At 56.8% G+C, this 12,978-nt stretch carries 12 protein-coding genes; all 12 read right to left on the bottom strand.

The window, feature by feature from the left end; genetic code table 11:
- Positions 1-4,765, bottom strand: a 4,765-nt coding sequence (locus HMPREF2891_RS03585; protein WP_186822282.1) for an endo-alpha-N-acetylgalactosaminidase family protein, incomplete at its 3' end; no start/stop codon positions are given.
- Positions 4,766-5,047: 282 nt separating this feature from the next.
- Positions 5,048-5,569: an SsrA-binding protein SmpB gene (gene smpB, locus HMPREF2891_RS03580; RefSeq protein ID WP_016444001.1), complete on the bottom strand. Its 522-nt coding sequence runs from the start codon at positions 5,567-5,569 to the stop codon at positions 5,048-5,050.
- Positions 5,570-5,616: 47 nt separating this feature from the next.
- A complete protein-coding gene (locus HMPREF2891_RS03575; protein ID WP_070617866.1) occupies positions 5,617-6,906 on the bottom strand; it encodes a M23 family metallopeptidase in 1,290 nt (429 codons plus the stop codon).
- Between the two features lie 10 nt (positions 6,907-6,916).
- Entirely contained in the window at positions 6,917-7,831 is a 915-nt protein-coding gene (ftsX, locus tag HMPREF2891_RS03570; protein WP_070617869.1) for a permease-like cell division protein FtsX, read from the bottom strand.
- 3 nt (positions 7,832-7,834) lie between these two features.
- Positions 7,835-8,524 carry a cell division ATP-binding protein FtsE gene (gene ftsE, locus HMPREF2891_RS03565; protein ID WP_070617877.1) on the bottom strand — a complete coding sequence of 230 codons (690 nt, stop codon included), beginning with the start codon at positions 8,522-8,524 and terminating at the stop codon, positions 7,835-7,837.
- A gap of 8 nt (positions 8,525-8,532) precedes the next feature.
- Positions 8,533-9,657 carry a peptide chain release factor 2 gene (gene prfB, locus HMPREF2891_RS03560; RefSeq protein WP_070617880.1) on the bottom strand — a complete coding sequence of 375 codons (1,125 nt, stop codon included), beginning with the start codon at positions 9,655-9,657 and terminating at the stop codon, positions 8,533-8,535.
- A 17-nt stretch (positions 9,658-9,674) separates the two neighbouring features.
- Positions 9,675-10,154, bottom strand: a complete 480-nt coding sequence (locus HMPREF2891_RS03555) for a hypothetical protein (RefSeq protein WP_070617883.1) — start codon at positions 10,152-10,154, stop codon at positions 9,675-9,677.
- Positions 10,155-10,159: 5 nt separating this feature from the next.
- On the bottom strand, positions 10,160-10,546 hold the full coding sequence (locus HMPREF2891_RS03550) for a hypothetical protein (protein ID WP_146002498.1): 387 nt from the start codon (positions 10,544-10,546) through the stop codon (positions 10,160-10,162).
- A 124-nt stretch (positions 10,547-10,670) separates the two neighbouring features.
- Positions 10,671-11,075: a TadE/TadG family type IV pilus assembly protein gene (locus HMPREF2891_RS03545; protein ID WP_070617887.1), complete on the bottom strand. Its 405-nt coding sequence runs from the start codon at positions 11,073-11,075 to the stop codon at positions 10,671-10,673.
- Positions 11,076-11,077: 2 nt separating this feature from the next.
- Complete coding sequence (locus tag HMPREF2891_RS03540) at positions 11,078-11,263, bottom strand: hypothetical protein (RefSeq protein ID WP_070617889.1); 186 nt, start codon at positions 11,261-11,263, stop codon at positions 11,078-11,080.
- Positions 11,264-11,284: 21 nt separating this feature from the next.
- Entirely contained in the window at positions 11,285-12,145 is an 861-nt protein-coding gene (locus HMPREF2891_RS03535) for a type II secretion system F family protein (protein ID WP_070617892.1), read from the bottom strand.
- Positions 12,146-12,976, bottom strand: coding sequence for a type II secretion system F family protein (locus tag HMPREF2891_RS03530; RefSeq protein ID WP_070617895.1), 831 nt, complete (start codon positions 12,974-12,976; stop codon positions 12,146-12,148).
- Positions 12,977-12,978: the final 2 nt, after the last annotated feature.

Below are 12,978 nucleotides of genomic sequence, written 5' to 3'. Positions count from 1 at the left end.
AGACATACCGACCATTCGGGTACGGCTTCAACTCCACACCATCCACGGTGACCGTGTACTTCACGCCCTCCGTAGCCTTAACCGTCGCGTACGGCTTAACCGTGCACGAAGCCGGATCAGAAGCCGACGGATTAACGAACTTTGGAGCCACCGGCGTCACAACCACAACCTCACCCGGCTCACCCGGCTCGGACGGTTTGTCCGTCGGGTTGGACGGGTCAGTCGGCTCAGACGGGTCCGTCGGTTCGGACGGTTCCGTCGGTTCGGACGGGTCAGTCGGATCAGTCGGCTGCTCGCCCGCGTCAACAGTGCCACCCAGGCGGAGCTCAGCCGCGCCACCAAACTGAGCGCCGTTGATAGCGCTGAGCTCAACGAGCTTCACGAAGCAGCCCTGAGCTGGAGCCTCGAACTCCACCACCTGGGGAGCCAAGTTAGCGGTGAACTCGCCCTTAGCTACAGCATCGCCCCACGTCTGACCATCTTCGGACACGTAGATCTCATAGCCCTTCGCACGACCATTCGCCGCGTCCTGACGCGTGGTGTACTCGAACGCTGTGATCTCACAGGTAGCGTCCTTCTCGCCCGCCTGCAGAACAATCTCGTGCGGGTAATTGTCAACGGAACCCGAGTACTTCGTATGCCAGATCGTTCCCGGATTACCATCGATAGCGTTAGTGCCGGGGCTGTTCTCGAAGTTGGTTTCCTCAGAGCTGACCGACACCAAGCTCAGCTTCTCGATCGGATCCAAAAGCTCCGGGTTAGCCGGATCAATACGAACCTTCGCGCTACCCAAGCCTTCCTCACCATCACGCACCCATGTTGCGTTGAACGTAACATCAGCAGCAGCGGTCTTCGGCGCAAGAACCGTCCACTTGGCAACAGAAGGCTTACCCTCTTCAGCCGTGTTAGCCGGATTCTCGGTCACCAACTTGGCGGTCCAACCCTCCGGAACGTCAAGAGCATGCTTAACGCCCGTGATCTTACCCTCCGCCATCTCGACACTGGTGGTCACTTCGTACTTGTAGAAGCCTGCCTGATCCGACGCAACGCGCTTCGATGCGATCTCAGCAACCGGCTTCACACCCATGTCTTCAACACGAATGTTGTCGATCACGAGGTCGCCCTGCACGCGGCCACCGATCTTCTTAATACCAAAGAAGGTTGGGTTGTTCGTCGTCACGGCCAGATCGTAGGTGAACTGTTGCGTGCCCGCACCCGCGGCGCCGTTGGCGTCCTTCCAACCTTCACCCCTGGCCATGTCGATCGGAGTTGTGGTTTCGATGCGCTCGCTCCAGCCCTTAGCGGCGGGAACGTCCGTGCCGGTTACAAACTGGTAATCCTGGTCGTAAGCCGCCTGGTAATCGAATGTCACGCGGTAGGTGTGCCCCTTAAGCATCGGGAACGAAGCGTTCGTGGTGCGCAGGATCAAACCACCATTCTCCTGGTGAGCCATCAAAGACCAGTTACCCTCAAGTACATTGTCCAGGTACTTCTGGCCCTCGGTTGCCGTGCGATCAGAATCATTCACGAGGCCGTACCAACCGGACTGCGAGTACGGAGCATGCAACTCAGCAAGCTGCGTGCGCGCGTCACCACGGCGGTTAGTCGAACCCGTCACGAACGGCCAGTATCCATCATCCTGATTCTCGAAATCGTTGAAGTAGATGGTCGCGTCAGTCGCATTAGCATCCTTCGCAGCAGGCTGAGCCACGATACGCAGATCGTCAACGTAAACGCGAGCATCACCGTCAGCCGCAGCTACCGAGAATTCGAACGGCTTGCCATCCGTCTTGAAACGCACCGGTACGCGCTGGAAGTAGGTGTTGACCTTTTCATCCGAAGCCGTTGCGTTAAGCGCGGAGGAAGCCGAAACCATCGTCTTCTGCTCGCCGCCCTCAATGCCGGCGCCCTTAACGCCAACCGTTACGTTACGCGTCTGGCCAGGCTCGATCTCAACCCACGCCCATGCAGAGTATTCACCCTCCGGAAGGGTAATGGTCTGCGACAAGTCAGCAGGCTTCGCACCAAGCTTAGCCTGGAAGTTACCACGATCGGTCTTAACTACCGACACATCACCGGTGACCTTGTAGGCGTCCGTCGTGCCCGAGAAGAAGCCCGGATCGTTGATCGACGAACCTTGACCCCACTTAGGATCAACTGGCTTCACCGGATTGCCTGCCGAGTAGAGAACGTAAGCTACGCCCTCGTCCGTTGCGGGGAGCGAAATCGAACCATCGTTAACCGGAATGTCAGCAACTTCCTCACGGCCAGTATCCGTCAGCTTGTACAGCTTTAGAGCACCCGTATCAGCCCAAGCATCCGTGAGCTGCCAATCCTGAGCCTCACCAGTCGGGTTCCAGTAGTAGAGGCGATCATCGCCACCCAGCTTCCAAGGAAGCAGGTAGGAGCCACCATTCTTGAATACCGTTGCGCCATCGTATTCGATCGTGCGGTTGGTAGGAACAACAGTTCCCGGGATTGAAGTTAGGTCAGAACGTACAACCGTGCCATTTTCGAACGTGATCTCGTTCGGCTCCCACGTCTTGATTTCAGACAGCTGGAGGAACTTCGTTGGGAGATTACGCTCCCACACATTCTGAATGAAAGCGTTGTAGTTGTTGTGCCCCGTCCAGCCCTCGAACTCAACCACGTTCGTGTTGCCGAGCATCGGATCCGGGTTGAACGTATCGCGCTGCGAGTTGTAAACATAGCGCGCGAGCTTAGAGTTCAAGCCCTTGTTGGTAGCGCCACCATACTTCTCATCGTTTGCCCAGTGGGACCAGGTGTTCTGCTCGATGATAGCGTCAGACCACTCCGAGCCAATACGCCAGCCCTGCTTCGCTACCTCTTGACCGAAGCGGTTAGCCTGCCAGCCGCGCTCGTAGTAAACATCCCAGTACAGCCAGTTCAGGTTCGAATCCTCGGGGAAGTCTGCGCGAAGCTCTTCGAGACGCTTCAACACGTTACCCGTTGCAAGGTCCTTCTGCGGGTTCATGTAGTACGCCTGGTTCATCCAGCCCCAAGCCTTCGAAGGCGGCATCTCGAGTAGTTCCTCCGAGAACGCCTTCGCCTCAGAGTAAGACTCGGTTGCGTTGACGTGAATACCGAACGTAGCGTTACAGTTCTTACCCTCTTCAACGAGCGTCTTCAGGTCCTTAAGACCACCAGCCTTGTCGTTGTAGTGACCGCCGTAGTCGCCCTGCGCCGAGTCGTGGCCCTCAGCCTGGTAACCCTTCAACAGAACCTGCTGGCCAAGGTTATCCGTAGCAAGGGAGATACGCTTCGTGTCGTCAAGCGTGCGCAAGAACGGGTGCGCTGCCTGCGAGACAATATTGAACGGAATACGCGCAATCACATAGTTAGGTACGTCTTCAGACTGCGGAAGACGCGGCTTGATATCACGGATCGCCTTAGCGCCGTCCTGCCAGTCGATCTTCGAGTCGCCGTTCGCATCAGCGGTGATCTTGATCTTTACAAACGGATCATCATCCACGCCGATACCCGAACCAGCGTCGTAGTTCGCAACAGCTCCTGAACGGTACACCCACTCGCCGGGCGAAACCGCGCCAACCTTAGCGCCAGATACGCGCGACAAGGTGTACTTGAAACCGGTGTGCGCACTTCCCGGCCTCTTAGCCTTCGTGTCAACCACAGCATTCGAGTCGAAACCAGCGGCGAGCTGATCCGTACCAGCAGCGATCATCCACGCCTCACGCGCCTGCGCAACGGCCCCAACCGGAGCATCCGCAATCTTCGTGAACATGTCTCCGCTATTGTTACGATTCACCGAAACATTCGCGGCGTAAATGCCAGCGCCCTCGTCCGTCTCACGCAAAGAGACGAGGTCGAGGTTCGGAATCTCGATGTAGCGCAGCGAACCATCCGGGTCCGAAATGTCCGTCAGTTTGTAGGTCAAAACCGATTCGGCAACAGAGACCACAACATTAAACGAAACCGCACCAGCAGTCACCGGGTAGGTTACCGAGTCCGCCGCAACAACCGGCTGACCAACCGTGACAGCAGTAGCCTGGCCGTTAATCGAAACCTTTGTTAGCGGATCGCCCAGCTTGCCGGGAAGAACCTTGTCCCCTAGCTCATACTTCACAACCTGCGGGAAATCCGGGTGGAGCACCACGTTCAAAGTGCCATCAGAGATGGTAAGGGCACCCTCTGGAACGGTAATTTCAGGACCCGTGCCAGGTTCGGGGGCTTCAACCTCTGTGCCGGTAAACGCGTTAAACTCCGCGAGGCTACCAACCGTTTCGGGCTTTTCGATACCGCCCCAAGAGCTGTCGTACTGAACCTTCACGCACTTAGCAGCAACCGGCGCAAACGTAACCGAAACCGTATTCAGCCTCTCAGCAAACGGCACAGATCCAGTCGCGACCGGCTCGGCCTCGCCAAACTGATTCTCATCACAAGTCTCGGCGTCAACCGCCCAAATCGTGTACTCGTTCACGCGGCCAGAACCGTTTGAGGATTGCCGTGGCTGAAGGTCGATTCGCGCAAGGTTGTCGACCTTATTTCCAAGATCCACCACAAACCAGTGCGGTAGCGGATCAACCGTGTCACTCCACTTCGTATGCCAGTACGTACTGGAGTCGCCGTCCAAAATCAGCTCGATCGGACCATTGGCTCCTTCGCCGCCCTGCTCAACCGAATCAGTTGCCACAGCACGCATCTGATCTTGAGGGATCGCCGTGTAATCATAGTCGGCAGCTACCGCGGGTGTTCCCACCAACGCTAGCCCGACCCCCAAGGTCATTAATGCACCTGTAGAGCGTGCAAAAGTTGTTTTCTTCACCATGCTTTTCTCCCGGATAGATTGCACTTTGCGTTCAACGTTGACTACTTCGTCAAAAACCAACAGAAAACGCTCATCTCTGATCATTCTCTGCCAATACGCGCATTTCTGCTCACTGCTAAATGTAATAGAATTCGCCGCAAATTTGAACAGAATTAGGAAAATGGACGCAGTAACACCGGTATTTGAAAGCACCAAAGAAAAAAGAGGACGCGGCAAACCCGCGCCCTCAAATCACTGAAACTAACGAATTCCCTTCGCGAACCTTTGAATCTCGCGTTGAGCCTCGCGCTTATCCTGCGCTTCGCGAAGCGCCTGCCGCTTATCCCACTGTTGTTTACCCCGGCCAAGACCAATCAAGAGTTTTGCCCGGCCCTCAATGAAATAAAGCTCCAGCGGCACAATCGTGTACCCCTTCGCCTGAGCCTTCATGCCCCAGCTCAAAATCTCACTGCGATGCATCAACAGTTTGCGCTTACGCGTCGGCGCATGGTTATTCCAAGTACCCTGAAAATACTCCGGGATATTCGCCTGCCTCAGCCACGCCTCGCCCTCATAAATCTCAACCCAAGCCTCAGTAAGCGAAGCTCTGCCCATACGCAGCGCCTTCACTTCCGTGCCCGTCAGTACAAGGCCAACCTCAAGCCTGTCCTCGATGAAGTAATCATGCGTCGCGCGCTTATTGCGAGCAATTACCTTCTTAGCATCCGCCTGCGCCTTAGCTTTTTGCGCAGGCGTCAACTTCTGCTGCCCAGACTTCGCCATAACAGCCTTCCTCAAAATCAGACCCACTTGCAACGGGGTCTGCCATATTACAGGTAATTCGCCGGATCAACATTGGTACCGTTAAGAACCACTTCATAGTGCAAGTGGCAACCCGTAGAGGCACCCGTGCTACCCACGTAGCCAACTACCTGACCGCGCGAAACCGTTTGTCCAACCGAAACCGCGGCGCTTTGCAAATGAAGGTAGTACGTCTGATACGAATTTCCACCAATCAAACCGTAGTTCAGCGACAAATAATTACCGCCCGTCGGTGACCACGTCACCAAGCTGACCACGCCGTTCGCAGTTGCCAACGCCGGCGTTCCACACGGAGCCGCAATATCGGTACCCTCATGCAAGCGCCACGTTTGGTAAACCGGATGCCACCTATAGCCAAACGGCGACGCCAACGGATAGCGTTGTCCCAACGGATAACTCAACACACCAGAAGTTTGCACCCCTCCGCCAGTAGCCGGCGGCGGCGTTTGGTTCTGCTCCCACTCGAGCTGCTTGCGACGGTTCTCCTCATCAATGCGCGCAATGTTCTGGCGGGCAACCTCATACTCGCGTTCCGAGGCCGCTAGCTGACGTTTGGCCTCTTCCCGCACCTTCGAAACATCATCCGCCCGCTTCGCTTCCGTCTGCTCCAGGGACTGTAGCTCGCCAAGCTTGGTTTCTGCGAGCGTCTTCGACTCAGACGCAATCCGCTCCGCGTTCTCCGCCTTCGCCTGAAGCTTGCCGATACGATCCGTGAGCGCCTCCTGGCGGGCAGAACGGTTACGCTCCACTGCCAAACTATCCTGAGCGGCAAGCAGCGCACGAGACTGTGCAACCGCCATCGTCTCGGCCCCAGCTGCCCTCCTCGTAATATCCGCCGTAGACTTCGAAGTCATCGCAATCATCAACGGTGAAGCTGCAAAATCTCCAGAACGATACACTTCGCGGACCATCAGCGAAATACCCTGCCGAGACTGCGTTGACTCCGAACCAGCCTTCGCGATCTCCTCGTCAATACGCGCCTTATCTTCCTTAGCCACGTTCAGGCGATCCGTCACCTGTTCCAACTCGCGCTGAGCGCTCGCATACTGGGCCTGAGCCTTATCCAACTCATCCTTAGCTACCGGCAGATCCTTACGAACATCTTCCAGCTTGCGGTACATCTCCTTCAGATCATCATCGAGACCCGCAATTTGCTCTTCAAGATCCGAGCTTTCATTCGCCGCCTGATCGCGTTTATTAACCCAATCATCACGCTCCGCAGCCACAGCGGACACGCCAGAAAGCGCCAACACCGCGCTAGTGAAAGCCGCAATCGCAAATCCAAAACTACGTCGCATGACCTACTCCTTACGCCTTCGTGTACTTCGCCAACGACACTGCCGAAGCAATAACTGCCAGCAAAATAGCCAGCACAATCAGGCCCGGAGCCACAATCAAAAGCTCCCTGGTACCCACGAACCTCGTCCATGCGAACGTACTTGCAAGCCACGAATTCACAAACAGATGCAATCCACCCCAAAGCGCTGCCACCGCACCAATCGCGCCCAGCAGAGCGGCCAAGGCTCCCTCAATCATGAACGGCAACTGGATAGTGAGACTCGACGCGCCCACGTAACGCATGATCGTCGTTTCCTTCTCACGCGACATTGCCGAAAGACGAATCGTGGTGGTAATCAGCAAAATCGCCGCGACCGTCATAATGCCAGCCAGACCCAGCGACAGATACTTCGCGTTATCGATTACATCGAACAAAGGCTCCACAATCTCACGCTGATCCTTCACCTCCGCAACGCCCGGAGCACCCGAGAACTCCTCCTCAAGCAGGCGATACTGCTGCGGATCCACCAGCTTCACACGGAAAGACACCCACATCATGTCCTCCGTCAGCCAATGCGTAAACGGCGTGCCCTCGTAAAGCTCCAAGAAATTCTGGTACGTGTCTTCCTTCGACTCGTAGTAATACTCCGACACGTAACTAGACAGTTCAGCAGACTCCAACTTCGCACGGACGGCCTCAACCTCCTGCTCGGTGGCCTCCTGCTGATTACACGACGCCACCAGGTCATCCTTCGCACACATGTGGATCGACACCTCAATCTTGTCGTACCACTGCGACTTCATCGTGGAAACCTGCATCTGTGCCAGCGCCGCAATACCCACAAACAATAGGGACACGAACGTCACCAGCACAACGGAAATCGCCATCGCCTTATTACGCGACAGGCCCTTACCGACCTCAGAAAAAATAAAACGCGCTCTCATTTACTACCCCTGCGTCCCGTATACGCCGCCCTTTTGATCACGAATCACGTGACCATCCGCAAGCTCAATCACGCGCTTACGCATCTGATCCACAATATCGGCGTCGTGTGTTGCCATCACCACGGTTGTTCCCGTCGCATTAATGCGCGTAAGCAAGCGCATAATGCCCAGCGACGTCTCTGGATCCAAGTTACCCGTAGGCTCATCAGCTAGTAGCAACTGCGGGCGGTTTACCATTGCGCGCGCAATCGCAACACGTTGCTCCTCACCGCCCGAAAGCTCCCAGCGCATGCGGCGTTCCTTGCCATCCAGACCCACAAGCTCCAAAATCTCTGGAACCTGCGTCTCAATCTGGTGGCGCGGCTGGCCCAGCACCTGCATAGCAAACGCCACGTTCTCATACACGTTCTTGTTCTCAAGCAACTTGAAGTCTTGGAAGACCATGCCGATCTGGCGACGCAAATGCGGCACCTTCCACCGCGACAACTCGCCCACATTCTGACCGAGCACCCACACATCCCCAGACGTTGGACGCTCCTCACGGAGCACCAGCTGCAAGAACGTGGACTTACCCGAACCGGACTTACCGACCAAGAACGCGAACTCTCCGCGCTCAATCTCAAGGCTCACATCATCAATCGCGGGCATAGCACCGCGCGTATAAACCTTTGTTACCCTGTCAAAACGAATCATCAGTTCACCTACTGCTCCTGGCCGGCCTCAGAATCTTTACGCCACCGAATACCAGCATTAATGAAATCGTCGATCTCACCGTCGAACACGGCCGCCGTGTTGCCATTTTCATGACCAGTTCGAAGATCCTTCACCATTTGATACGGCTGGAGGACGTAGCTTCGCATCTGATCACCCCATGAGGCCTTCACATCCCCCGCGAGCTCCTTGCGAGCCGCCTGCTCCTGCTCGTGACGTAATTGCAGCAAACGCGACTGCAAAACTCTAAGCGCCGCCGCGCGGTTTTGAATCTGCGACTTCTCATTCTGCATCGATACGACAATGCCCGTCGGAATGTGCGTCATGCGCACAGCCGAATCCGTTGTGTTAACCGACTGGCCACCCGGGCCCGACGAGCGGAACACATCCACCTTCAAATCCGAATCCGGAATATCAATGTGGTCCGTCGACTCAATCAGCGGAATAACCTCCACCGCGGCAAACGAAGTCTGACGCCTACCCTGATTATCAAACGGGCTAATGCGAACCAGGCGGTGTGTGCCCGCCTCCACCGACAACGTGCCGTAAGCATACGGGGCATTCACCTCGAACGTGGCGGACTTAATTCCCGCCTCTTCCGCATATGAAGTGTCCATCACCGTGGTCGGGTACTCGTTGCGTTCCGCCCAACGCAAATACATGCGTAGCAGCATCTGCGCGAAATCCGCGGCATCCACGCCGCCCGCGCCCGACCGGATAGTGACCACCGCTGCGCGCTCGTCATAATCTCCCGACAGCAGAGTCCTTACCTCAAGATCCGACAAGTCCCGCTGGATCTTCTCTAGCGAAGCTGTCGCCTCTTCAAGGAGAAGCTCGCGATCCTCGCCTTCTTCTTCACCCGCCAGCTCAACAATCGCCTCGAGGTCATCGATGCGCTCCCCCATTTTCGTAACGCGCGCAAGCTCAGACTGCACGTGCGACAAGCTAGACGTCACCTGCTGCGCCTTCTCTGGGTCATCCCACAAATCAGGTGCCGCCGCCTGCTTCGACAGGTCCGCGATCTGCTCACGCAACTGATCCGGGTGCGTAACCGCCACGATATTCGCGAAAGTTAAGCGCAAACTCTCAATTTCCTCGGGGAACTCAATACTCACGCCTCCACCTTATGGCATTAATACAGTTTCGCCGACGCCACCACACGGACAGTCAAAGGTTGATTAATGAAATCCAGCACGCTACCAAACACGGGCATCGCCGGATTCATCGCGAGCTCCACGCGAACCTCTCCCCCGCTCGCCGTTGCGCTCTCCAGCCATGCGGCTCTACCCACGTCGCAAGAGGTTGTGCGCAATTGGTTGAACGTGGCCGTTGCGCGGTCGGGCACGCTGGACTGAGTAACCTCGGCAAAGCCGTCCTCGTAATAACTGGAAGCAGACGCTACCCCCGCTACCGATAGCGCCACCCAATCCGCGCACGAAAGTAACTGCCTGCGCTGCACGTGCACCGTCGTTGCCGCAATCGATGCCAGCACCAGCGCCACCACCAGCAGTGATAAGCCGAGCACCAACAGCGTGATTCGCCCATCCTCGCCGTCTTTGCCGCTAATTAGCCCTGGCGAGAGCTGTCGCAGCCTCGTACGCCCTCGTGTCATTTACGCTACCTCACCAGCTCGATCCGATTCACCGGCACCTGCGCGCTTGAAATTATTGGAACAGTTGGATTCAAAACTCTTGCGATGGCGTCCGGAATCAAGGGCAACGCCACTTGCGTGCGAACCTCAATGTTCACGAACTTAGCCTGACTGCACGGCGTTGGGTCACACGCCACTTTGAGACTGTGGCTACCGCTCACGCCATAGTCGGTGAAAATCTGATTCACCTGCCGCTCCACGTGCACGTGCGCTGCCGGATCATTCGCCAGCAAACGGCCACTCTCGCGCGTGGCAGCGTCCGAGGCGAACACCGCAGCTTGCAGTGCCGCAACCGTGAAGATGAAATATGCGACCGGGATCAAGATGATCACCAACATCGCTACAAACTCCACGGTTGCCTCCCCTGCCTCCTCCCCGCGCGGCGATATCTTGCGCAACTTTGCAGTTACATGATGGGGCGAGGCCGCCGAACACACCGCTTGGAGCTGAGCTGTTTCACTGTTGCAATGCCAAAACCTACGGAACACGCTCGCGTTCCTTCCACGAAGACGCCGATACGTGCAACGTGTTTGCAAAACCGAATGGGCCTAGCAGGGGTAGCGTTGCATCCACCTCGACGCGCACTACCGGTTGCCCATCCACGGCCGTTTCAAACACACGAACATCGCGCGAAACATCACTTCCGAGGGCAGTGTTCAGCAACTGCGAAGTACGATCCGCGCCCTCGGCCAGCGTTGCCCCCAACAGTGACGCCCTCCTTGCCCCCTCCGATGCCGCATCTACCGCAACATTGCGGGTGTGCAGAGCAAATGCCAACTGCAACAAACCGAGAACCACGAACACGACCAGCACCTGAACGAGCACGTGCCCCACAATCTGCGAGCCGTCCTCCCCCTGCGCATTATCGTGGATTCTTCTCATGGCTACGGGCCGGTAACACCTGCAATCGCGGTTTGGAACAAGTTCGACAACGTGGGTGAAGCAATTGCCCAGATCGCGGTAACTAGACCAGCAGTCATGAGCGTCACGAGCACCCAACCGGGAACGTCGCCGCGCTCTGATTCTTCGTCTGCGAACCACAGGTAAATGAAAGTGAGGATTGTATTCATGGGATTTTCCTTTCAAGATTTCTAGAAGCGGAGTGCAACTAGACCTGGATAAAGAGCAAAAACTACTGTCACGGGCAAAATGATGAAAACCACGGGGAAGAGCATTGCTACCTCGCGTTTTCCGCCCGATTCCATTAGGGCTCGGCGGGCCTCATCGCGAAGGTCTCTGGCCTGCTCGCGAAGCGTTGTTGCCAGCGGGGCACCTCGCTCCATGGACGCGACGAGGGTGTCAAGCAGGCGGCCAAGCTGAGGTGAACGCGTGGTGCGGCGCAGCTTTCCAAGTGCCCTCGTCACTGACGCTCCATTATCAATGTCTTCAAGGGTTGCACCCAACTGCGTAGCAAGTTCAGGGCCGACGATTTGCTGTACTCTACGCAGCGCGGCTGGCACAGACTCGCCGGCTGATACCGAGAGGGCAAGTAGCTCAGCCGCATCCGCAACTTGGCTGGATACTTTTCGCGAGATCGCGTTCACCCGCACCGTCAAAATACGGTCAAACACCATAGCGCCGGCAACGAAACCTATCAGCATCATTACGATCCACTGCAATATCGACACCGGCCTTGCCGCCGCGATTGCAAACGTCACGAGCGTCATGGCCGTCACGCCTGCTATACCAGCTAAGAACTGTTGCAGACGGAAACGCTCTAGCGTCGTTTTTGATGAGAGGGCATCCAAGCGGTCCGTCACCGACACCGCGGTCGAACCAAGCTTTTCCCACAGCGGGGAAATCCAACCGAGCTTTGGACGCGTCCTACGATCATCACGCCCAGACGCGAGAACTCGAACCACCAGGCGTTCACGCGAAGCCGCCACCGCGCGCGCCGTCATCAGCACGCCCAAGCTGAACATGCACCCAGTCAAAATCGCCCAAGACAGCATTTACACACCGTCCAAACGGCCAATGAGCCTCATCAGCCCATACGCGATCAAACACGCCAGGCCGCCACCAAACAGCACCAGAAGACCCACTGGCTTCGTGTATGCAGAAGCCGCATCGAGCCTCGTCGAAATCATCACCAGCACAACCCAAGGGGCAGCCACTGCCAGCCTCGCCGCGTTCACCGTCCAAGACTGGCGCGCAAGCAACTCACCGCGAACCCGCACGTCATCGCGTAGCACCGCCGACAAGTCACGCAACAAATGGCCCAGCTCAGAACCGCCCACCTCGCGCGCCAACTTCAGCACCTCGAACAGGCGTGTAGCTCCCGGATCTGACAGGTCGCACTGCACTCCCTCAAGCGCGTCAATAAATCTGCCACTCGCCCGGTACTCGCGCGCAAACCTTTCAAAATACGGGCGCGTTACCTCCGGACCGTTGTGAGCCAACTGCACCACCGACTCCGGGAGAGTTACGCCCGCGCGGATGGACGCCAGCACCGAATCCACCACGTCTGGCCACGCTTTACGCACCACGTCCGCATGCCGTTCAATGCGCGCATACAACCAAGCCGGGGCCAGCGAAGAAGCCGCGAGCGCCACCGCCAGCGCCACCGGCCACGCCCTCGTAAGCCCAAGAATCAGTAGGAATACAACTAGTGGCACGGCAACAAGGACAACGCCAAACACGTTTGTTTCAGATTCGGACAGGCCCGCTCTAGTTCCCAATGCGGCAAGTTTTGAACGTGATCTTTCTTTGCGTTTTGGCATGGGGGTGCTGATAGACCAGTAGATAAGGAGGATGCCCAGGGCAAAGGAGGCTCCAAGAATCATGC

Source organism: Actinomyces sp. HMSC065F11 (genome assembly GCF_001813085.1).
Lineage (GTDB): Bacteria > Actinomycetota > Actinomycetes > Actinomycetales > Actinomycetaceae > Gleimia > Gleimia europaea.
Note: the sequence above shows the minus strand (reverse complement) of the source record. Positions and strands in the feature narration are given on the sequence as shown.